At 63.3% G+C, this 21,419-nt stretch carries 19 protein-coding genes; 9 read left to right on the top strand and 10 right to left on the bottom strand.

Annotated features, from left to right (window positions below):
• Positions 1-274: 274 nt before the first annotated feature.
• From AC0L2R_RS09225 to AC0L2R_RS09205, 5 genes are all read right to left on the bottom strand, one after another.
• Positions 275-2,599 carry an NADP-dependent malic enzyme gene (locus AC0L2R_RS09225; RefSeq protein ID WP_027155125.1) on the bottom strand — a complete coding sequence of 775 codons (2,325 nt, stop codon included), beginning with the start codon at positions 2,597-2,599 and terminating at the stop codon, positions 275-277.
• 372 nt (positions 2,600-2,971) lie between these two features.
• Complete coding sequence (locus tag AC0L2R_RS09220) at positions 2,972-3,346, bottom strand: PIN domain-containing protein (protein WP_473508542.1); 375 nt, start codon at positions 3,344-3,346, stop codon at positions 2,972-2,974.
• Positions 3,346-3,564 (bottom strand): AbrB/MazE/SpoVT family DNA-binding domain-containing protein, encoded by a 219-nt coding sequence (locus tag AC0L2R_RS09215; protein WP_268929459.1) that lies wholly within the window; start codon positions 3,562-3,564, stop codon positions 3,346-3,348. The genes AC0L2R_RS09220 and AC0L2R_RS09215 overlap by 1 nt, the downstream gene beginning before the upstream one ends.
• 70 nt (positions 3,565-3,634) lie before the next feature.
• Positions 3,635-3,832: a hypothetical protein gene (locus tag AC0L2R_RS09210; RefSeq protein ID WP_473508635.1), complete on the bottom strand. Its 198-nt coding sequence runs from the start codon at positions 3,830-3,832 to the stop codon at positions 3,635-3,637.
• Positions 3,833-3,960: 128 nt separating this feature from the next.
• Entirely contained in the window at positions 3,961-4,845 is an 885-nt protein-coding gene (locus tag AC0L2R_RS09205; protein ID WP_473508541.1) for a LysR substrate-binding domain-containing protein, read from the bottom strand.
• 96 nt (positions 4,846-4,941) lie between these two features.
• On the opposite strand from AC0L2R_RS09205, the gene AC0L2R_RS09200 reads away from it, so the two are divergent.
• On the top strand, positions 4,942-6,015 hold the full coding sequence (locus tag AC0L2R_RS09200; RefSeq protein ID WP_473508540.1) for an alpha/beta fold hydrolase: 1,074 nt from the start codon (positions 4,942-4,944) through the stop codon (positions 6,013-6,015).
• Between the two features lie 193 nt (positions 6,016-6,208).
• Here the strand turns inward: AC0L2R_RS09200 and AC0L2R_RS09195 are convergent, their stop codons facing one another.
• A complete protein-coding gene (locus AC0L2R_RS09195) occupies positions 6,209-7,156 on the bottom strand; it encodes a LysR family transcriptional regulator (protein WP_473508539.1) in 948 nt (315 codons plus the stop codon).
• A 139-nt stretch (positions 7,157-7,295) separates the two neighbouring features.
• Between AC0L2R_RS09195 and AC0L2R_RS09190 the strand changes: the two genes are divergently transcribed.
• The gene (locus AC0L2R_RS09190; protein WP_473508538.1) at positions 7,296-8,264 is read left to right on the top strand and encodes an MBL fold metallo-hydrolase; all 969 of its coding nucleotides are present in this window, start codon (positions 7,296-7,298) and stop codon (positions 8,262-8,264) included.
• Positions 8,265-8,618: 354 nt separating this feature from the next.
• Here the strand turns inward: AC0L2R_RS09190 and AC0L2R_RS09185 are convergent, their stop codons facing one another.
• On the bottom strand, positions 8,619-9,029 hold the full coding sequence (locus AC0L2R_RS09185; RefSeq protein WP_128169020.1) for a DUF1761 domain-containing protein: 411 nt from the start codon (positions 9,027-9,029) through the stop codon (positions 8,619-8,621).
• 71 nt (positions 9,030-9,100) lie between these two features.
• On the opposite strand from AC0L2R_RS09185, the gene AC0L2R_RS09180 reads away from it, so the two are divergent.
• Positions 9,101-9,736 carry a TetR/AcrR family transcriptional regulator gene (locus AC0L2R_RS09180; RefSeq protein WP_473508537.1) on the top strand — a complete coding sequence of 212 codons (636 nt, stop codon included), beginning with the start codon at positions 9,101-9,103 and terminating at the stop codon, positions 9,734-9,736.
• Between the two features lie 130 nt (positions 9,737-9,866).
• Here AC0L2R_RS09180 and AC0L2R_RS09175 read toward each other — a convergent pair whose 3' ends face one another.
• Complete coding sequence (locus AC0L2R_RS09175) at positions 9,867-10,646, bottom strand: SDR family oxidoreductase (RefSeq protein WP_473508536.1); 780 nt, start codon at positions 10,644-10,646, stop codon at positions 9,867-9,869.
• Positions 10,647-10,765: 119 nt separating this feature from the next.
• Here AC0L2R_RS09175 and AC0L2R_RS09170 point away from each other — a divergent pair, with 119 nt between their 5' ends.
• Positions 10,766-11,596: a UDP-2,3-diacylglucosamine diphosphatase gene (locus tag AC0L2R_RS09170; protein ID WP_473508535.1), complete on the top strand. Its 831-nt coding sequence runs from the start codon at positions 10,766-10,768 to the stop codon at positions 11,594-11,596.
• Positions 11,597-11,847: 251 nt separating this feature from the next.
• Entirely contained in the window at positions 11,848-13,065 is a 1,218-nt protein-coding gene (locus AC0L2R_RS09165; protein WP_473508534.1) for an MFS transporter, read from the top strand.
• Here the strand turns inward: AC0L2R_RS09165 and dgcA are convergent.
• On the bottom strand, positions 13,036-14,019 hold the full coding sequence (dgcA, locus tag AC0L2R_RS09160; protein WP_473508533.1) for an N-acetyl-D-Glu racemase DgcA: 984 nt from the start codon (positions 14,017-14,019) through the stop codon (positions 13,036-13,038). The two genes, AC0L2R_RS09165 and dgcA, sit on opposite strands and share 30 nt — an antisense overlap.
• Before the next feature lie 100 nt (positions 14,020-14,119).
• Here dgcA and AC0L2R_RS09155 point away from each other — a divergent pair, with 100 nt between their 5' ends.
• The 4 genes from AC0L2R_RS09155 to AC0L2R_RS09140 all read left to right on the top strand — a co-directional run bounded on the left by AC0L2R_RS09155 (position 14,120) and on the right by AC0L2R_RS09140 (position 18,245).
• Positions 14,120-15,307, top strand: coding sequence for an ABC transporter permease (locus AC0L2R_RS09155; RefSeq protein WP_027155114.1), 1,188 nt, complete (start codon positions 14,120-14,122; stop codon positions 15,305-15,307).
• Between the two features lies 1 nt (position 15,308).
• Entirely contained in the window at positions 15,309-16,127 is an 819-nt protein-coding gene (locus AC0L2R_RS09150; RefSeq protein ID WP_473490266.1) for an ABC transporter ATP-binding protein, read from the top strand.
• Positions 16,128-16,141: 14 nt separating this feature from the next.
• On the top strand, positions 16,142-17,515 hold the full coding sequence (locus AC0L2R_RS09145) for an MlaD family protein (RefSeq protein WP_128169027.1): 1,374 nt from the start codon (positions 16,142-16,144) through the stop codon (positions 17,513-17,515).
• A 115-nt stretch (positions 17,516-17,630) separates the two neighbouring features.
• Positions 17,631-18,245, top strand: coding sequence for an ABC-type transport auxiliary lipoprotein family protein (locus tag AC0L2R_RS09140; protein WP_473508632.1), 615 nt, complete (start codon positions 17,631-17,633; stop codon positions 18,243-18,245).
• 153 nt (positions 18,246-18,398) lie between these two features.
• Here the strand turns inward: AC0L2R_RS09140 and AC0L2R_RS09135 are convergent.
• On the bottom strand, positions 18,399-21,419 hold a 3,021-nt coding region (locus AC0L2R_RS09135), incomplete at its 5' end, for a coiled-coil domain-containing protein (RefSeq protein WP_473508532.1).

The raw sequence follows: 21,419 nt of genomic DNA, 5'->3' as shown, positions 1-21,419 counted from the left end.
ACCGCGTCCGCGGTTAACTGTTTATTTAGCTTACCCGTCAAATTGGGTTTTGTTGGGCGTGACCAATGCAACGTCGGCGCCGCCCCGCATCTGCCTGCCGGCATCATCTCCCCGGATAGTGACGGGGAGAAGGGGCTGGCCGCAACCTCGGCACACTTTTTGCAACGCTGGAGATTGGCGAAATCGTTTGCGAAGGCGTCTTTCTCCCCGTCACTATACGGGGAGAAATGCCCGGCAGGGCAATGAGGGGCAGCGCAGACCTGAAGCGATTGCCTTAGCCCAGAGTTACGACCGCCTGCGCCTTGTGGGCCGCTTCGACCACCGCGAGCGCCGTCATGTTGACGACGCCGCGCGATGTCACCGACGGCGTCAATATATGCGCCGGCCTGTCGGTGCCGAGCAGGATCGGGCCGACATGCAGCGCGTCCATCATCGCGCGCAGCGCAGTGAGCGTGATGTTGGCCGAATCGAGATTGGGGAAGACCAGCAGATTGGCTTCGCCCTTCAGCCGCGAATGCGGATAGACCCGCTGGCGCAGCGGCTCCGACAGAGCCGAGTCGGCATGCATCTCGCCGTCGCATTGCAGGTCCGGCGCGATGCGCGCCAGGATCGCCGCTGCCTGCCGCATCTTGAGCGCACTTGGCGAATCGCGCGAGCCGAAATCCGAATGCGACAGCAGGGCGGCCTTGGGCTCGATGCCGAAGCGCTGGATTTCTTCGGCCGCCAGCACCGTCATCTCGGCGATCTCCTCGGCGGTCGGATCGACGGTGACATGGGTGTCGGTGAGGAAAATGATTCCGCGCTGCGAGATCAGCATGGAAAGCGTCGACAGGTCGTGATCCTTGATGCCGGCGCGCGGGCCGATGATCAGGGTGACATTGCGCAAATGCCGCTCAAACCGTCCTTCCAGGCCGCAGACCATGGCGTCGGCGTCGCCACGCTTGAGGGCCAGTGCGGCGATCACCGTGTTGTCGGTGCGCACCATGGTGCGCGCGGCCTCCGTCGTGACGCCACGCCGGCCGGCGAGCTCGATCAAAAGGTCGACATAGTGGCGATAACGCGGATCGTCCTCGGGATTGATCAGGCCGAAATCGACGCCCGGCTTGATGCGCAGCCCGTAGCGTTTCAGCCTGACTTCGATGACATGCGGGCGGCCGATCAGGATCGGCTCGGCGATGCCTTCCTCCAGCACCACCTGGGCGGCGCGCAGCACGCGTTCGTCCTCGCCGTCGGCATAGATGACGCGCTTGGCGCTCGACGTCTTGGCCATCGTGAACACCGGCTTCATGACCAGGCCGGAGCGGAAGACGAAGCGGTTGAGCGTGTCGATATAGGCGGCAAAGTCGGTGATCGGCCGTGTCGCGACGCCGGTGTCGCAGGCGGCCTTGGCCACCGCCGGCGCGATGCGCAGGATCAGTCTGGGATCGAACGGCGAGGGGATCAGGAAATCGGGCCCGAAGATCGGCGTTTCGCCGGAATAGGCGCGGGCGGCGACGTCAGACGGTTCCTCGCGGGCAAGGGCTGCGATCGCCCGCACCGCAGCCATCTTCATCTCTTCGTTGATGGCGCTGGCGCCGCAGTCCAGGGCGCCACGGAAAATGTAAGGAAAGCAGAGTACGTTGTTGACCTGGTTGGGAAAATCAGAACGGCCAGTGCAGATCATCGCGTCGGGTCGCGCCGCCCGCGCCGCTTCCGGCATGATCTCGGGGTTGGGGTTGGCCAAGGCCAGGATCAGTGGTTTTGGCGCCATGTGCTGGAGCAATTCCGGTTTCAGCACGCCGGCGGCCGAAAGGCCCAGGAACACGTCGGCGCCCGGCAGCACATCGGCCAGCGTGCGCGCCTCAGTGTCCTTCACATAGGGGTCCTTCCAGCGGTCCATTTCGTCGACGCGGCCCTTGTAGGCGACGCCGAAACGGTCGGTGACCCAGATGTTTTCGATGCGCGCGCCCAGCAAAACCAGCAAGTTGAGGCAGGCGAGGGCCGCTGCCCCGGCGCCGGAGGTGACGATCTTGATGTCGGAGATCGTCTTGCCGGCAAATTCCAGCCCGTTGAGCACGGCGGCGGCGACGATGATCGCAGTGCCGTGCTGGTCGTCGTGGAAGACTGGTATGGCCATGCGCGCCTTCAGCCGTTCCTCGACCTCAAAGCATTCGGGCGCCTTGATATCCTCGAGGTTGATGCCGCCGAAGGTCGGCTCCAGCGCCGAGATCGTCTCGACCATCCGCTCGATGTCAGGCGCGTCGATCTCGATGTCGAAGACGTCGATGCCGGCGAATTTCTTGAACAGCACCGCCTTGCCTTCCATCACCGGCTTGGAGGCCAGCGGGCCGATATTGCCCAAGCCGAGCACCGCCGTACCATTGGAGACGACACCAACCAGATTGGCCCGCGCCGTGTAGTCGGCGGCGGCTGCCGGATTGTCGCGGATTTCCAGACAGGGCGCCGCGACGCCCGGCGAATAGGCAAGCGCCAGATCGCGCTGGTTGCCGAGCGGCTTTGTCGCCTGGATTTCCAGCTTTCCAGGGCGTGGGTGCTTGTGGAAATAGAGGGCGGCTTCGTCGAGGTCCGACCGGGCTGCTTTTTTGTTTTCGCCTTGCATGCCGGCCGCTCCTCAGTTCAGTCCGTTTGCTGTTTTGAGTCTCTTAGCATGCAGCCGAGGCTTTTCGAGAGGTGATATGTCGCAAAATGCGGCCTTTGGCTTCGCATCGCCGGTCCGGCCTGTGTGGTCTGCCATTGAAATGTTGGGATGACGGGCGGGGTGCTGTGACGAGCTACGCCGACATCCCAGTTTGAATGTCTGCAATGGGTGGAGAACGACCTTCACGCGCGAGCCGCGTCGAATACGAGCGCGCTTCTGTTCGCTTGGGCAAAGGAGAAAATTCTACGTCTGGACCGACGTGGCGAGTTTTCACACGCCCTCGGTCGAGAGCTGCCGGAGCCGACATCACACCGCGGTCCAACAATGTCAGCGCTAGATCATTTCGATGAGGGTGACGACTGGCAGGCTCTCGAAATGCTTGTCGCAAGTCAGGAGCGTCGCGTCATGGGCCCGAGCGGTCGCGAAAATGATCGCATCTGCGGTCGCCAATTTGTGCTTCCGGCAGGCTTCGGCGGCCGCTAGGGCGATTTCCGTGTCAAGCGGGACCACCGTACAGACCTGCGTAAAGCCGATGGTCTGATCGGCTTTGTCTTCGCCTACTTCGCGAGTGAGCCATTTTGCGAGTTCCAACTGCACAATGGTCGGAACGAGCCAGTCGGCTCGCTCGGGCAGATGCTCTGCCACCTGCTCTCCAGTCGGAGAGCCTATCAGCCATTCGATCCAAGCCGAGGTATCGACGAGCACCATCAGAAACGGTCCGACCGGTCGCGATATTCCGTCGCCGAAGCGCCCTTCGCCAGCCCCTTCAGCGCTTCCCGCTTCGGCACAGGGACGAGTAGCACGCCCGTTCCCTTCGGGATGAAGGCCAAGGTCAAACCCGCTTCCCAATGCTGGGCGGTCCGGATCGCCTTGGGGATCGATATCTGGAACTTCGAGGACAGGGTTGCAGTCTCCGGCATTATCATACCCTCACTTGATCGATGCGCCAAACGTAAGACGCAATGAGGGCCAATGCAAGGAACTTACGGCCGCCGTCTAGTCTCGGATTTCGAGACAGGGCACCGCCACGCCGGGCGAATAGGCGAGCGCCAGGTCGCGCTGGTTGCCGAGCGGCTTTGTCGCCTGGATTTCAAGCTTTCCAGGGCGTGGATGCTTGTGGAAATAAAGTGCGGCTGCGTCGAGGTTTAGCATGCAGCGCAGGTTCTTCACGATGCCAAATGACGCAGCCGCCATTAGGGGGAAGGATCGTGGAAAACCATACCATGTCAGATTGTTGCGCTGAAATCCTCACCTGCCTTGTCGCGGCCGGCGCGGATGTCATCGAGCGCGTCGCGCGGCCGGGCGTGTCCAGTCGCGGGCGGTCAACTCACGTCTGAACGAGCCTCAAGCAGTTTCCAGACGCTATCGACAATCGCCGGCCGTGGCCGCCGTTTCGCGATCACGGCAAGTGGCCAGGCGGGCAGCGATACGTCTGCGATCGCTGCATAGCGGACGCCCTGAAACACAAGGCGCTGGGTCGATCGTGGCAGCAGCGCCGCTCCAAAGCCGGCGGCTACGAGCGAGAGCATGGTCAGTGCCCGCGTTGCCTCCTGGACGATCCGCACCTCGAGACCAGCCCTGGTGAACGTGTCCATGATGCGGGCGTGGAGTGCCGGGCCTTGTGCAGCCGGAAACATGATGAGCCCGTGGCGGGCGATGTCCGTCAGCGTCACCCCGTGCGTGTGCCGGTCATCAGGCAGAACCGCGATAAGATCTTCAGCAGGATAGCCATGGACGTCGAGACGTTCGTCAGCACCGAGCGGTGGATGCACGAAACCGATGTCGATCTCATTCCGCGACAGCGCCGCAATCTGCTCATTGGTGGACACCTCGATGAGCTTTGGATGGATGTCCGGATATGTCCCGCGAAGCCGGGATAGGAGATGCGGCAGATGTTCGTACAGAGCCGCCGACACGAAGCCGACCCTGATCTCGCCAGCTTCGCCGTCATGCGCTGCGCGGGCGACGTGAAGCGCCGCATCGGCGTGCAGTACCGATGCCCGCGCCTCCTCCACGAAGGCCGCGCCGGCGCGCGTCAAGGTCAGGCGGCGGTTGGCCCGCTCGAACAGCTTGACGCCGAGTTCTTTCTCCAGGCGACCGATCGATTGACTAAGCGGAGGCTGCGCCATGGCCAGCCGCAGTGCGGCACGCCCCATATGCAATTCCTCCGCAACGGCGAGGAAATGTCGCAAGTGCCGAAGTTCCATATCTTGACGATATCAAACGCGCTCAAATACGTCATCGATAAGATATCGAATAGCTGGCAATCTTTGCGAAACGCGATTGCGATCGGAGATATCATCATGTCCCATTTCACCGCCTTTCCCCTTGTGCTCGCCGCAGCCATCATGGCTGCGGCTCCAGTCCCGGCAGGCGAGCCGGATCTCGTCAGGGCCGACAGGTTCGTCGAACTACCGACGGGCGAGCGCCTCTTCGTCCGCGAGGTGCGCCGTCCTGGCGCAGCGTCCGAACCCAAGTCCGCCGTCCTCCTCATCCATGGCGCACGCGTGCCCGGCGTCGCGTCCTTCGATCTGCCTGTTGCGGGCGGATCGCTTGCCGCCGACCTCGCGGCGGGCGGGCACCTTGTCTATGTCCTGGATCTTCGCGGCTACGGCGCATCGAGCCGTCCTGCGGCCATGGACAGGCCGCCGGACAAGTCCGCTCCCCTGATGCGCACCGAAGACGTCGTGGCGGATATTTCCGCAGCGGTCGACGGCATCGCGAAATGGAGCGACGTTTCGAGGATCAGCCTCGTCGGCTGGGCCACCGGCGGGCATTGGGCCGGCGCCTATGCCAGCCGCTTTCCGCAGACGGTTGATCGGCTCATCCTCTACAACACCCTGTATGGAGGCTCAGACCAGCATCCCACTCTTGGCACCGGCTCGCTGCTCGAAAATCCGGATCGGCCTGGGACGTTCAATGTCCATACGTTCGGCGGTTATCGGCTGAATACACGTCCGAGCCTGTTCACCGCCTGGGACGACAGCATCCCGGCCGCGGACAAGGCTCAGTGGCGCGATCCCGCGGTGGCCGCGGCCTATGGTGATGCGGCACTCGCCTCCGACGAGACGGCGTCGACGCGCCAGCCGCCGAGTTTCCGGTCACCGAGCGGCGCCATGGCCGACAGCTTCGAACTCGCGTTCGATCGCCGGCAATGGTCGGCGGCGGCGCTCACCATGCCGGTGCTCGTCATCCGTTCCGGACGGGATTTCTGGAGCCGACCGGAGGATGCGAAGGCAATTGTGGACGAAGCACCAAAAGCGGAACGCCTGAACATCCCGGACGCTACCCACTTCGTGCATCTCGACCGCGAGGCCGCAGGGCGCGGTGTGTTCCTCGGCGCCGTGAAGCGGTTTCTCGATCGGCAGGAGGAATGACCATGAAGGGCAGTTCATGTGTCCTGCGGGAGCAGCAGCCGCAACGGTGTCAGGTCGACCGCCTCCAGGCTTTGCGGCTACCGTCCACCCGACAGCTACTCACTGCGCGGTTGCGGGGCTACGCCTATCTCCGCCGCGCCACATCTCGACTCCCCCGTCTCCGCCATTTCCCTGCGCGTACAAACGTCAGACTTCACTGGGCCGGCGCCGTTTCCTTGGATGTACATGCTTTTTTGTCATCGATGAACGCACCCATCGCGGCGAGGTGGTCGGCGAAGCCGGCAACGAACCGCCTAACCTTCAACGGAATGAAGCGATTCGATGGATAGACCGCATGCACATGGTGCGGCGCATAGTGCCAGTCCGGCAGCACGTGTTCGAGCAAGCCTTCGGCGATGAGCGGGTCGAGTATCACCCTGTGCCCGAGGCCGATGCCGACGCCGGACAGCAACGCCTGATGATTGAGCAGCGAATTGTCGGAGCGCATGGCCGGCCGGATTCGCACCTCGGCCTTTTCGCCGCCCGGGCCGGTGAGCGGCACGACATCGCGCTTCCTGATGTGGGCGTAAAGCAGATAATCATGGTCGGCGAGATCTTCCGGGCGTCGCGGCCGGCCCCTGCGGTCGAGATACTCTGGCGTTGCCGCAAGGCAGCGCCCGATCACCCCGAGCTTGCGCACGATCAGCCGGTCGTCATCGATGGTCCCCATACGGATTGCCACGTCGAGCCCCTCTGCGATCACATCGACGAAACTGTCGGTCAGCGCCACGTCGAGCAACAGTTCCGGATAGGCGCGCTTGAACTCGATCAGATAGCTGCCAAGCACGCCGGCGCCGAAGCTGGCCGGCGCGCCGACGGCAAGACGTCCGCACATCTTCGATTCGAGGCAGCCGACGCTGCGGTCCGCCTCCTCGATGCGCTCAATGATGTCGCGGGCGCGCTCCAGATAACGCCGGCCGGCTTCCGTCGGCGAAACATGGCGGGTCGTACGGTCAAAGAGCCGGACGCCTAGACGCGTTTCCAGTGCACGGATCTGCTGGCTGACGGCCGGCTGGCTTAAGCCCAACTCGCGCGCTGCCGCCGAGAAGCTGGCGGTATCGCAGGCGCGTACGAAGCTGGTCAGCTCGGTCAAGCGGTCCATGATGGCAACTCTCCGTCGTGATTAATAAACAAGAGTAATAAGACATATAAGGAATTGGCAAGTTCAAAAAGCTGAGCCTATGGCATAGACCCGCCTTGCTCCGCCTGGAGCTCTAGATCCCCAAACTGGAGACGATGCTATGCCGCTTTCCCGCCGTCATTTTCTCGCCGGTGCCGGCCTAACCGGCGGCACTCTCCTAGCCAATGTCTCCGTTCCGGCGGTGGCCCGCGCGCCGCTGGTCGACGCCGCAACGCTTGGCGCGCTGCGCCGCAACGTGGGATCGGTCCAGGTTACGGCGCTACTAGATGGCTATATCGACCTTGGTTCCGAGCTGGTCATCGGGCTCGCTGAGGCCGATGCGGAGCGGCTGGCTGAGGCCAGCTTCCAGAAGCCCGGACCGCGCCGCGCGCCGGTCAATGCCTATCTCATCAATCTGGGCGACCGTCTGGTGCTCGTCGACGCCGGTACGTCGGACAGCATGGGCCCGTCACTCGGCCGACTTCCGGCCGCTATCGAGGCGGTCGGCGTCTCTCCGGACCAGATCGATACATTGCTGATTACCCACATGCATCCCGACCATATCAACGGCGTTCTGACTCCCGCCGGCCAGGCGCTGTTTCCCAATGCCGAGCTCGTCGTCACCGCCGCCGATTACGCCTTCTGGCATGACGACGCGAACATGAACCAGGCGCCGGATGGGGCAAGGCCGTTCTTCATCGGCGCCCGCCAGGCCGCCGCCGCCTATGCGAACCGCGTGCGGCAGGTGGGTGGCGAGGGCGAGGCGGTCGGCGCGATCCGCACCGTGCCGCTGCCCGGCCACACTCCGGGCCATGCCGGCTTCATCGTGGAATCGGACGGCGAGGCGCTGTTCATCTGGGGCGATGTCGTGCACATGGCGACCTACCAGTTCGCGCGCCCGGACTGGAGCATCGCCTTCGATGTCGATTCCAAGCTGGCTGCCGAAACGCGCAAGCGGACGCTCGACCGGGTCGCTGCTGACCGGATGCTGATCGCCGGCATGCATTTGCCGTTCCCCGGCATCGGCCATGTGGCGCGCGATGGCGACGCCTATCGCTTCGTGCCGGACGAATGGCCCTATGCACTGTAGCGGCGGCCAGCGCAGGATGGGGCCATCATAGCCCCGCTGCTCAACACCACACCCGGCCCCTCGCCAGCGCAGCCGATGTCTTTGAGACTTCGGACGATAAATCGGCTCCTTATGGTCTGGTACGGCACCTGCAACGCCTGCGTTCAGAGCCGTCACTTCCTGACAAGAACGGCCGAGATGGATCGCCTCCCGGCGTTCCCAGACAGCAACAGCCACACGTCATCCATAAAGTGCCAATGCCAGCGCTTGGATTTTTTCGTTAGAATCGCGACACGGCCGTAAACCCGCTCGTCAACTTGCGCCGCAGTGCGAGCAAATCCGGATGCCTGGAACAGGTCGACAACAGCGCCTTTGTTACCGTAACACGGTCAGGATCACACCCATTGCCACCATGCTGACCAAGCGATAGCCGGCATTGATCGCATAATAGTGCAGAGGCCGGTGCTCATAGGTCACCGAATGCAGCAGCGTGACAGCGACGAAGCCGAGCCAGAGCAGGAAAGTGCAGAGGACGGTCGAGACGATCGTCAGCGCGCCCCAGGCGTGAAGTACCTGATCGAGGATAAACGCCATGACCGCAAACGAGGCAAGGTCGACCGCAATCGCCCGCCCCAGGCCGGCGGCGAATTTCGCGCCGTCGACGCCCGACATCTCGGCCCACGGTCGGATAAAGAGCAGCGGCGAATACCAAAGCCCAGCGACAACCCAGGCTGCGAGTACCGCAGTTCCGATCCCCCAGAGGTTTATCGGCACAAACTCGATCATGCTCCTCCTCCTTCCAGCCTGCTGATTCAATGATCTGGCGGTTATATTGGGTATAGCTTACTATATCCAATATGAATGACAATTCAAAGACCCGCAGGCGCTACGACGCACGGCTGCGGTCGGAGCGCGCTTCCGGCACGCGTCAACGCATTCTCGATGTGGCGAAAGAGCTTTTTACTGCGCGCGGAGTGGAAAAGGTCACGATTAATGACATCTCATCAGCCGCCGGTGTTTCGGCACCGACCGTCTATGCCCTGTTCCAGTCGAAGATCGGCATTCTAAGAGCCGTGGTCGAGCGTTCCTTCTTCGGGCCGCGCTATGCGGAGATAGCTAAGCAGGCCGAGAACGCGAGAGACCCCGAGGAGATTCTGCGTATTACTGCCTCGATCTCTCGGGTCATCCTTGATGCTGAACGCGAGGAGATCGGCCTTATGCGAGGCGTCTCGGCCCTGTCTCCCGAGCTGAAGGCGATCGAGACGGAGTTGGAGACCGTTCGATTCAAGCTCCAGGAAGCGCGTGCCAACCTTCTCGTCGCATCCGTCACTGTCGCGCGCCAACTCGGCTTAGCCCGCGTGCGCGACATCCTATGGATGTATACCGGCCGCGACGTATATCGCATGCTCGTGTTGGAGCGGGGTTGGTCTTCGGACGAATATGAAAGCTGGCTCGCCGAGACGCTGATCAAAACGCTGATGGGGCGAGACTAGTCGCACTCTCATCAGAGCGTGGAGCCGGATCAGGGGCGGCCGCAGCAAGCCTCGGGATCCGCCGTGAAAGAAAGACGGTCAGAAAAACAACCTTTTTCTCCCCGTTGCCAGCGGGACCATGCGTTAGGCGCTAAAACGCGCTGACATAGAGGCCGCCATCCACCGGTATGTTCTGCCCGGTCAGGTAGCCGGCGTGAACCGAGCACAGGAAGGCGCAAATCTGGCCGAATTCCTCCGGCGTGCCGAGCCGCTTGGCCGGAACGTTGACTGCTGCCTGGGCCTTGCGTGCGGCGGCGGCAGCCGGATCTTCCGGGGTGCCGGCTTCGTGCGCGGGACGCAGCCGGTCGGTGTCGAGCTTGCCCGGCAGCATGTTGTTGATCGTCACATTGCGGTCGATCACCGTCCGCGCGACGCCGGCCAGGAACGAAGTCAGGCCGGCGCGCGCGCCGGACGACAGATCGAGGCCGGGAATGGGAACATAGACCGACAGCGAGGTGATGTTGACGATGCGGCCGAAGCCGCGCTCGGCCATGCCGTCGATGACAGCCTGAACCAGTTCGACCGGGGTCACCATGTTCTGGGTGACGCCTTCGAGGATCTTTTCGCGGTCGAGCTCGCGGAAATCGCGAAGCGGCGGTCCGCCATTGTTGTTGACGAGGATATCGGGATCGGGACAGGCGGCAAGCAGCGCCTTCTGCACCTCGGGCTTCGACACGTCGCCGACGATCTCGGTCACCTCAATGCCAAATCTTTCGCGCAGTTCGGCGGCGGTTTTGGCCAGTTGGTCGGCGTTGCGCCCGTTGACGACCAGATCACAGCCGGCTTCGGCCAGCGCCATGGCGCAACCGCGCCCGAGACCCTTGCTCGAAGCACAGACGATGGCCTTTTTTCCGCGAATACCGAGATCCATGGCGATTTCTCCTCTGATTTGGGTCGCAACGTACCCTTGGGGCTGGACCAATCGCAACCGTCATACGGTTGTTGCATGAATCGAGGCATAGCCTGTTCGGAAGCAACGGTGAGAATCCAATGCCTGGCGCAGAGCCCCGCACTTTCCGCAGCATGTTCATCTCCGACGTCCATCTCGGATCGAAGGCGGCGAAGGCCGAGTTCCTGATCGATTTCCTGCGTCATCACGACGCCGATATCATCTATCTCGTCGGCGACATCGTCGACGGCTGGCGGCTGAGACGGAACTGGCACTGGCCGCAAAGCCACAATGACGTCGTCCAGAAATTGCTGCGCAAGGCTCGCAAGGGCGCCAGCATCACCTACATCGCCGGCAATCACGACGAATTCGCGCGCCAGTTCCAGGGCGTGCATTTCGGCGGTATCGTCGTCGCCGACCGCGTCGTCCACGAGACCGCCGACGGCAAACGCTTTCTTGTCATCCATGGCGACCAGTTCGACACCGTCGTCCACAATGCGCGCTGGCTGGCCTATCTCGGCGACTACGCCTATGACGCGGCGATGCTGGTCAACCGCGTGGTGACGCGACTTCGCCAACTGCTTGGCCTGCCATACTGGTCGTTTTCGTCCTGGGCCAAGGTCAACGTCAAGAAGGCGGTGAATTTCATCGGCTCGTTCCAGACCATGCTGACCGAGGAAGCGCGCCGCTCGCATGTCGACGGCGTGATCTGCGGCCACATCCACCATGCCGCGATCGAAAATTATGAGGACGTGCAGTACATCAACACCGGCGACTGGGTGGAGAGCTGCACCGCGGTGGTCGAGCATTTCGACGGCCAGATGGAGATCCTGCACTGGGCGCATGTCCTGCCGGAGGCTCCGGTCGGCAGCGAAGTGCTGGTGCCGATCGACATCGTCGCCATCAAGGGCAGGGCAGTCCAGGCTGCCTGACGCGATGATGCGTTCATGCATGTGGCGCAAAAGCATGCCCCTCGGGCCTGACCCGGGCCTGACCCGAGGGTGTGCAGCGGTTTTGCGATAACGACATGCATAAAACAAGAAACCTAAAGCGCGTCGCATGAGGCCGGTCAAACGCGACGCGCTTTAGCCCACGGTTTCATCGCTTTTTTCGCCATGTTATGGGATCGGCGTGCGTTGGCTGGCCGGACCGGTCGAATGCTGCGCCGACGGATTGCCTGCTGATGTCCTCCCTGTCGCCGCTTTTACCCGAACAACTCGTCAAGCCGCGTCAGTTCGAACTGCGCATGGGCCTGATCTTCTTCACGCTTTTCGTGCCGCTCGGGATACATTTGCCGTACTTTCCGTTGTGGCTGCAGGCAAACGGTTTTGATGCCGAGCAGATAGCGATCATTCTCGCGGCACCGATGTTCCTGCGCGTGGTGACGACGCCATTGCTTACGGCACTGGCCGACAGGGCGAGCGACCGCGCCCATGTCTATGTCGCGCTGACGGCCGCATCGTTGGCGCTATCCGCCGGTTATTTCCTGACGCCGAGCTATGCCATGGTGCTGGCCGTTTCGCTGGCGCTCACTGTCGCCTGGACGCCGCATTCGCCGATCGCCGATTCGCTGGCGCTGTCGGGGGTGCGCCGCTTCGGCTCGAATTATGCCAACATGCGCAAATGGGGATCGATCTCCTATCTGTGCGCAAATCTTGCCGGCGGTTTCATCCTGTCGGCGACCGGCGCCCAGGCAGTTCCGGTGATCATCTTCGTGGCGTTTGGCGCCGCACTTGTCGTCGCACTGATCGCGCCGCGGCTCGGCCGTCCCCGCCGTGCCTCGCCGCTTTCGGCTGCCGACATCCAGCAATCGGCGCCAAAACTCCTCAACGGCTATTTCCTGTATTTCTCCGTCGGCGTCGGCGTCATCACCGCCAGCCACGCGTTTTTCTACGGCTTCGTCTCGATCTACTGGAAATCGATCGGCATCGGCGATTCTGTTGTCGGGCTGCTTTGGGGTTGGGGTGTCCTGGCCGAGATCGGCATGTTCATGATCTTTACCCGGGTTTTCGGTTCCTTCTCGGTCGTATCGATCATGGTGATGGCGGGAATAGGCGCGGTCGTGCGCTGGATTGCCTTTCCCTTGATCTGGCCGCTTGGCCTTGGCGTAGGTGGGTTTTTCGCAGTCCAGACGCTGCACGCGGTCTCGGTGGCGCTGGTGCTGATCGGCCTGCAGAAAATGATCGGTGAGACGGTCGCGGAGGAACGCACCGGGGCCGCGCAAGGCATCGCCTATTTCTCCAACGGGTTTTTCACCGCTGTGGTGACGCTCCTGTGCGGCCCGCTTTACGACCGCTTCGGCGTCGACGGCTTTTTTGCCATGATCCCGATCGCCCTGGTCGGCCTTGTGCTGATCGGGCTTGCGGCGCGTTCAGCCCCACAGCGCCGGATCGGGCGGTGACACCAGCGAAACTTGGTAGACAAGGCCAGGCGCACGGTCGCGGGCCAGCAGCAGCGGACCGTCGAGATCGACGAAATCGGCATCCTGGGCCAACAGCACCGCCGGCGCCATGGCCAATGACGTGCCGACCATGCAGCCGACCATGACGCCAAAACCCAGTTCGCGGGCGCGATCGCGAAGGATGAGGGCAGCGGTCAAGCCGCCCGACTTGTCGAGCTTGATGTTGACCGCATCGTAAAGGCCGACAAGCCAGGAAAGGTCTTTAGCCTCATGCAGGCTTTCATCGGCGCAGATCGGCACCGGATGGGCGATGTTGCGAAGCATGCCATCACGGCCCGCCGGCAGCGGCTGTTCGATCAGCGCGATGCCGTGCTCGGCGGCAAAGGCCAGGTTTGCAACGATGTTGTCGTCGCGCCAGCCCTCATTGGCGTCCAGGATGATGCGGCTCGCCGGTGCCGCCTCCCTGACCGCACGAATGCGGGCCATGTCGTTGTCGCCGCCGATCTTGACCTTGAGAAGCGGGCGCAGGGCATTGGCGCGGGCCTGGGCTGCCATGGCTTCGGGCTCGCCGAGCGACAGCGTGTAAGCCGTTTCGAGCGCCCTCGGCGGCGCCGTGCAGATGCTGGAAGCCACCGGCTTGCCTGCGATCTTCGCCTCCAGGTCCCATAGCGCGCAGTCGACGGCGTTGCGCGCCGCGCCCGCCGGCATGGCGTCGAGCAGCGCGGCCCGGCTGATGCCGTCTTGAACCTGCTCCCGCATCGCCTCGATCGCATCGCGCACACCCTCGATGGTTTCGCCATAGCGTTTGTAGGGGACGCATTCGCCGCGCCCGCTCTGGCCGTCCTCGCGGATCGTCACTGTGACGACCTCGGCTTCGGTTTTCGAACCGCGCGAGATGGTGAAGGTCCCGGCGATAGGAAAGCGCTCGGACTCGACCGAAATGACACGCGCCATATTTTTCTGCTCCGGCTGTGCGACAACAAGCTTGTCGGCAAATCGACAGGTGGGTTCTGTCAGGTTAAACAGATCGGCCCGTCAGGCTAAACAGGACGCCATGTTGACGATCCGCAAACGCGACGCAAGCGGCACGACCGCCAAGGAGGCCGACCACCAGCCGCGCGTTGTGGTCGGCGAGGACGGCGGCGTCCTCGGCTGCGCTTTCTCCGGCACCTGGACGACACGCACCGTGGCGCTCGTCGATGCCGAGATGCGCAAGATCGAGCAGCGCAGCGGCTTTCAGACGCTGGCGCTCGACCTCTCGCATATCGAGAAAATGGATACCGCCGGGGCCTGGGTGATCGATCGTCTGGTCAGCGCCTTCGAAAAGCAGGGTGTGAAAATCACGATGCAGGGGCAAAGCGAGGTTGCCTCGATCCTGCTCGGCGCCGTCGGTGACGCCGTTCGACGCGAACCTGATTCCGGGATCGTTGGGCCGCCGAACATCGTCATTCGCGCGCTCGAGGCGGTTGGCCGCCGCGTCTATGAGATGCGTGACGATTTCCTCGCCGCGATGAACATACTGGGCGCCACGATACGCGGCGCGCAGATGAAGCTTGGCCGCGGCCATGCGGTCAATCCGGCGGCGATCTTCAACCAGATGGACCGCATGGGCGTCGGCGCCATCCCGGTGGTTGTGCTGATGTCGGCCATCGTCGGGGCGATCGTCGCCCAGCAAGGCGCCTATCAGCTCAGCTATTTCGGCGCCGATATCTTCGTCGTCGACCTTGTCGGTGTGCTGATCCTGCGCGAGCTCGGCGTGCTGATGACTGCGATCATGATCGCCGGCCGTTCGGGCAGCGCCATCACGGCTGAAATCGGCTCGATGAAAATGCGCGAGGAGGTCGACGCGCTGAAGGTCATCGGGCTCAATCCGATCGGCGTTCTGGTGTTTCCGCGGCTGGTCGCGCTGGTGATCGCACTGCCTTGCCTGACGATCATTGCCAATTTCGCCGCACTCGGCGGCGGCATACTGGCGGCATGGCTCTACTCCGACATCGCACCGGCCGCCTTCATCGACCGGCTGCGCGTTGCCATCGATCTCAGCACCATCTTTGCCGGGCTGATCAAGGCGCCGTTCATGGCCATGATCATCGGCACGATCGCCTCGGTCGAAGGCATGAAGGTCGGCGGCAGCGCCGAATCGCTCGGGCAGCACGTGACTGCTTCGGTGGTGAAGTCGATCTTCGTGGTGATTATCCTCGACGGGCTTTTCGCCATGTTCTACGCAGCGATCGAGTTCTGACATGGCGCTGCTTGGCACAAAGCCGACCACGACTACGCAAAGGGCCGACGAGGACGAGATCGTGCTTTCTGCGCACGACGTCACCGTCTCCTTCGGCGATAAGGTCATTCTCGACAAATTGTCGCTCCATATCCGGCGTGGCGAAATTCTCGGCTTCGTCGGCGCCTCCGGCGCCGGCAAGTCGGTTCTGCTGCGCACCATTCTCGGCCTGGTGCACAAGCAGTCGGGAACAATCAAGCTGTTCGGCGTCGATGTCGAAAAGGCGAGCGAGAGGGAGCGCCTTCGCATCGACATGCGCCTTGGCGTCCTCTTTCAGCACGGCGCGCTGTTTTCGGCGCTCACGGTGCTCGAAAACGTGCAGGTGCCGATGCGCGAATATCTCGATCTGCCGAAAAAGCTGATGGACGAGTTGGCGATGCTCAAGGTCGAACTGGTCGGGTTGCCGCCGGATGCGGCGCAGAAATTCCCGTCCGAGCTTTCCGGCGGCATGATCAAGCGTGCGGCGCTGGCGCGCGCGCTGGCGCTCGACCCCGAGATCGTGTTCCTGGACGAGCCGACATCCGGCCTCGATCCGATCAGCGCGGCTGAGTTCGACGAACTGGTCGTCAAGCTGCGCGATACCATGGATCTGACCGTATACATGGTCACGCACGATCTCGACACGCTGTTCACCGCTTGTGATCGGGTGGCCGTGCTCGGCAACAAGAAAGTGCTGGTCGAAGGCACGATCGACGACATGCTCAAGAGCGAGGAACCCTGGGTGAAATCCTATTTTCGCGGAAAACGTGCGCGGCAACTTGATCTTGCGGCCCGCGCGTAGCCATAAGTGGATAAATGGAAACCAGAGCCAACTACGTCATTGTCGGCATTTTCACGCTAGCCGCGATCCTGGCGGCATTCGCGTTCGTCTATTGGACGGCCGCGATCGGCGACAGGGGTGAGACGGCGATGCTGCGGGTGCGCATTCCGGGATCGGCTTCCGGCCTCGGCCGCGGCAGTTTCGTGCTGTTCAACGGCGTCAGGGTCGGGGATGTCAGGCGCGTCTATATCGACCCCGCCAATCCGAACGACGCCATAGCCGAAGCCGAAGTAGGCCGCACGACGCCGATCACCAAATCGACGCAGGCCGATATCGGGATCGTCAGCCTCGCCGGCCAAGCGAGTATCGAGCTCAGGGGCGCTGACCCCAAGGAGGTCAACCTTCTCGACCAGGCGGAGCAGGAGGGCCGCGTCGCCGAGATCGTCGCCAACCCGTCGGCGGTCACCAACCTGTTGCAGACGGCGCAGAACATCTTCACCCGCGCCGATACGGTTCTCTCCCAGCTCGAAGGCTTCACCAGCGACGTTCGCGGGCCGCTGACGCAGACCGTCAACAATGTGCAGACCTTCTCCGATGCGCTGGCCAAGAACTCTGACGGCATCGACAAATTCCTCGCCAGCGTCAGTTCGCTGTCGGAGGAACTGAGGGGCGTCTCGGGCAAGCTTGACGGCACGCTGAAGGCGGCGGAGGGGCTGCTCAACGCCGTCGACAAGGATCAGATCAAGAGTATTGTCGCCAACGTCGATACGGTGACCGAGAACCTGAAGGAAACCAGCAAGCAGTTCGACACGGTCGTCAGGAATGTCGACACCGCGGTGGGGTCGATCAACGATTTCGCCCAAAGGACGCAAGGCACGCTGGCCAAGGTCGACGGCGTTCTCGACGGCATCGATCCGGCACAGGTCCGCACCGCGCTGGCCAACATCCAGAAGGCCAGCGAAAACGCCAACGAGGCTGCCGCCGACATCGCCAAGGTGACCAACAAATTCGCCAACCGGGCCGACGATATCGACCAGACGATCAAGGACGCGCAGCAACTCGCGGAGCGCCTCAACGACGCTTCGGTGCGTGTCGACGGCATCCTCGTCAAGGTCGATACATTGCTCGGCTCAGGCCAGGCCGACGGCATGATAGCCGATGCCAGGAATACCCTGAAATCGTTCAAGCAGGTCGCCGACACGCTGAACGCCCGCCTCGGCACCATCACCGACAATCTGGCGCGATTCTCCGGCCAGGGCCTGCAGGACGTCGAAGCGCTGGTCCAGGACAGCCGTCGTTCGATCAACCGCATCGAAGAGGCGGTGACGGATCTCAGCCGCAATCCGCAGCGAATCCTGTCAGGCGGCGAAGGCGAGGTTCGGCAATTCGATGGCAGGGTTCGGCGTTGACTTCGGCTTTCGCCGGCCCCAAGAACGGCAGGCAAGTACGCTGCGGGTGCGATTTGCTCATTCGATTCGGGGACAACGGGGATCGCGTGTGAAGTCGGTCGTGCTTAAATTGGGCGTGCTTAGATTGGGCGAGGTCAAAGCGGGCGGGCCCACTGCGGGTGTGGCATTGCTTGCGCTTTCGCTGGCCGGCTGCGCGTTTTTGCCGGGCGGCGGGCCGACGCCCCTGGACACATTCGAACTGTCGGCGCCGTCGCTCGATGCGCGCGGCCGCGGCCGCCAACAGATCCTCATCGCCCAGCCTTCCGCGCTCAAGGCGCTGGACAGCCAGAACATCGTCATCAAGCCATCGGTGCGCTCGATCCAGTACCTCAAGGGAGCGCAATGGGCCGACCGGCTGCCGCTGATCGTGCAGGCGCGGTTGGCCGAGACATTCCAGCGCTCGGGCAGTTTCGCCGGCGTCGGAAAGCCGGGCGAGGGCCTGGCGATCGACTATCAGGTGATCGTCGAGGTTCGTTCCTTCGAAGTCCGCGTCGACGGCGGCCAACATGCCGAGGTCGAGCTGTTCGTGCGGATATTGAACGACCGCAATGGCGAGGTGCGTGCCTCCAAGAGCTTCAACGCGACCGCGCCCGTCTCGGGCAGCGGCAACCAGGCCTATGTCGACGCGCTCGACAGGGCGTTCGGCGATGCCGCCAAGGACATCGTCCGCTGGACCGATGCGGTGATCTGACCTCAGCCGGGCACTCAATTGTCGCAGCCGGCGCCGCCCGAGGGGCAGCGCCAACGCCGGTAACGGTGTGAAATTCAAAGTGAAATTCAAACCCGAAGCGATTGCTCTAAAAGGCGGGAATTTCCCGCCTTTTTCCGCTCGCCCATCGTCTGATCAATGCAGGCGGCCACTGGCGTGGGCTAGCATCGTATAGACCTTGCCGGTGTCCGACGTCAGGTAGGTCTGCGCCATCATGTTGTCGCGGTCGTTGCGCGAGACGTCCTTGAGCAGCTTTTCGAAGTCGTCGCAGTAACGGTCGACGGCGGCGCGGAATTCCGCCTCCATCTGATATTTGCGGCGGATCTCGTCGAACGTCTGCTGTCCCTTCAGCGTGTAGAGACGTCGGGTGAACACGTCACGCTCGCCGCTCCGGTAGCGGTTCCACAGTTCGATCGAGGCGTCGTGATCGATGGCGCGGGCGATGTCGACGGAAAGCGAGTTGAGCGACTCCACGACATGAAGCGGCGAGCGCTGGGCAGGGGCTGCCGAGCGTGGCGCTTCCGAAGGTGCTGCTGGCTTGGCGGCCTCTTCGCGCGATGCCCCGGTCAAGAGATCGCGCACCCAGCCGCCCTGCGGCGCGCGGCCATTAGGGTCGCGCTGGCGCGGCGCCGTCTCCGGCGGGCGTTCCAGGTCGCCGCGCAGTGCGGTGTCACCCGACGGCGCCTGCGGGGCAAGGGGTTCCGGGGCCGGAGGCCGGCGCAGCGGCTCAGTCGCGCGCGGGGCAGGCGCCTGTTGGGCCGGGCGCAGGTTGCGCGGCTCCGAGGAGTCGGTGCTGCGGCCAGATTTCGCAACGATATCAGAGAGTTCCTTCAGGGCGTTGATCTGCTCGGAAACGGCACGGCGGATGGCCGTGGTCGATTCCTTTGCCTCTTCCGGCATCTCGATGACACCCTTCTTGAGCTCGGCGCGGGTAAGGTCGAGCTCGCTCTTGATCGAGCTGGCGGTGCGTCGCATCTCCTCGGTCGCGTCGGCAAAGCGCTTGGTTGCCGAATCGACGACGTCGGCAATGGAGGTACGGATCTTGTCCGCCGACTCCAGCGTCTTGCCTTCGGCGTTCTGCAACGTCTGGCCGACCAGATCCTCGAACGAGCGCATGACTTTTTCGAGGTCCTCCGACTTCTTGACCAAGCCGACGGCGAGGTCCTCCAGCGACGACTGCCTTTCCAGCGTGTGTTCGAGGTTGCTCTGGGCCGAGCTCAACAGGTCCGAAGCACTCGACAGCAATCGGCTGTGCTCGTCGAACTTGGTGGCGATCGAGGCAACCTCGCGCAAGGTCGAGGACGACAGCTCGGTAAGCCGTGTCGTATTCGAATCGACCAGACGCGCCGAGCTGGCGAAAGTCTGCGCGGCTTTTTCCGTTGTCGCCGCAAAGCTTTGCGTGCTGCCGGTCAGGCGTTCGTCGACCTGGCCGAGATTGGCCGCCGCCTGTTCGATCAGCTGGCCGAGCTGTGCGCTCGAGGTGCTCATGCGGCCGATGAGGTCGGCGACGCTGTCGGCGAGCGTCGAGCGCGCCCCTTCGACGGCCGACAATGTTTCGGCCGTGCGGCTGGCGAGCGCGTCGACCAAGGCGGCGTTCTCGCTGCGCAGCTTCTCGGTGGCGCGTTCGGTCACCTCTTCCATGCTCTTTTGCAGTTCCGAGCCGCCGTGGGCGAAGCGCTCGACCAGGGGCCGAGCCGTTTCATCGAGGATTTTCGAGATCTCGGCCGAACGTGCCGCAAGCATGGTGTTGAGTTCGCGGGTGTTGGTGCCGATGGTCTTGGCGGCGTCGTTGGTGCTCTGGCCGATATGCTGGCCGACCGCAGTGAAGGTTTCGGCGATCGAGTTGGCGCGCGAAATGAGCTGCGCCTCGGCGGTCGAAACCTGCTCGTTGAGCTTCTGGCCTATCGTTTCGGTGGTGTTGACCAGACGGTTTTCGACGCCGGCAACCTGTTCCTCGACGCGAGCCGCCGCGGCCGCCGCGCTGGAGGCCAGGCGCTCGTCGGCGCCGGCGAGCGCCTGCTCGATCTCACGGGCGTGGACGGCCAGGTCCTGCCCGGTCTGCTTTGCACGTTCGGCAACCCGCTGCTCGGTGCTGGCGAAGGCCCCGACGATGTTGTCGGCATGTTCTCCGATCGTCGACGTGCTGTCGGCGATACGCGACACCAGGCGGTGATCCGCCTCATCGAAGATGCGGCCGATCTCGGACGCGCGGGCCGACAGCGCTTCCGAACCTTCGGCGATGCGCGAGATCAGCTGCTGGTCGGCGGCATCGAAAATGCGGCCGAGGTCCGATGCGCGCGCTGCGAGCGCTTCGGCCGATTCGCCGATGCGCACGCTGAGCCGTTCGTCGGCGCCTTCGAAATTGCGCAGGATGTCGCCGGCGCGTTCCGCCAGCGACTGCGCCGTTTCGACCGCGCGGGCAACCAGCTTCTGGTCCGCCGCATCGAATGTACCGGCGATCTCGCTGGCACGGGCAGCCAGCTGGTCGGCCGTCTCCTGGGCGCGCGCCAGCAACGAGTTCGAGGTGTCGTCTACGCGGGCCATGATTGCGCTCGATGCACCCTCCGCCCGGGCAACGAGCGCGCTCGACGTGTCTTCGGCACGTGCGGCGAGGCGGCGATCCGCTTCCTCGAAGGTGCGTGCGATATCCTCCGCCCTGGCGAGCAGGGCAGCAGAGGTCTGCTCCGCCCGTTCGGCGATCTTGCGATCGGCGTCACTGAAAGCCGCGCCTGCCTGCTCATGCAGTGCGCTGGTGACTTCCATGACCTTTTCGCGCAGCGCTCCGGCAACGAAGACGGCGCTCTTTTCGAGCACGTTGCGGACGTTGTCGACGCCGGTCGACAGCGCGCGCTCCATGGTCCCGGCACGCTCCTCGATGATGCCGGTCTGGCGGCTGAACGCCTGCTCGATCTTTTCGACGTCGGCGGCAATGGCGTCCGAGATGTCGGTGCTCCTGGCGGCGATCTGGTCGATATGGCCGGACAGGGAACGGTCGACTTCCTTGCGCGTGTCGGCGAGCTTGGAGAGGTCGTCCTCCAGCGCACGGGTCAGCGCGTCGCGGCCTTCGGTCAGCTTGCCGACGTGCCCGGCGATGATGTCGTCTATGTCGCTGCGGCTCGCTGCAATTTTCTGCAGGTCTGCTTCCAGCGCACGTCT

The organism is Mesorhizobium sp. WSM4820 (genome assembly GCF_055811075.1).
The sequence above is the reverse complement of the archived record's forward strand: the minus strand, read 5'-3'. Positions and strand labels throughout refer to the sequence as shown.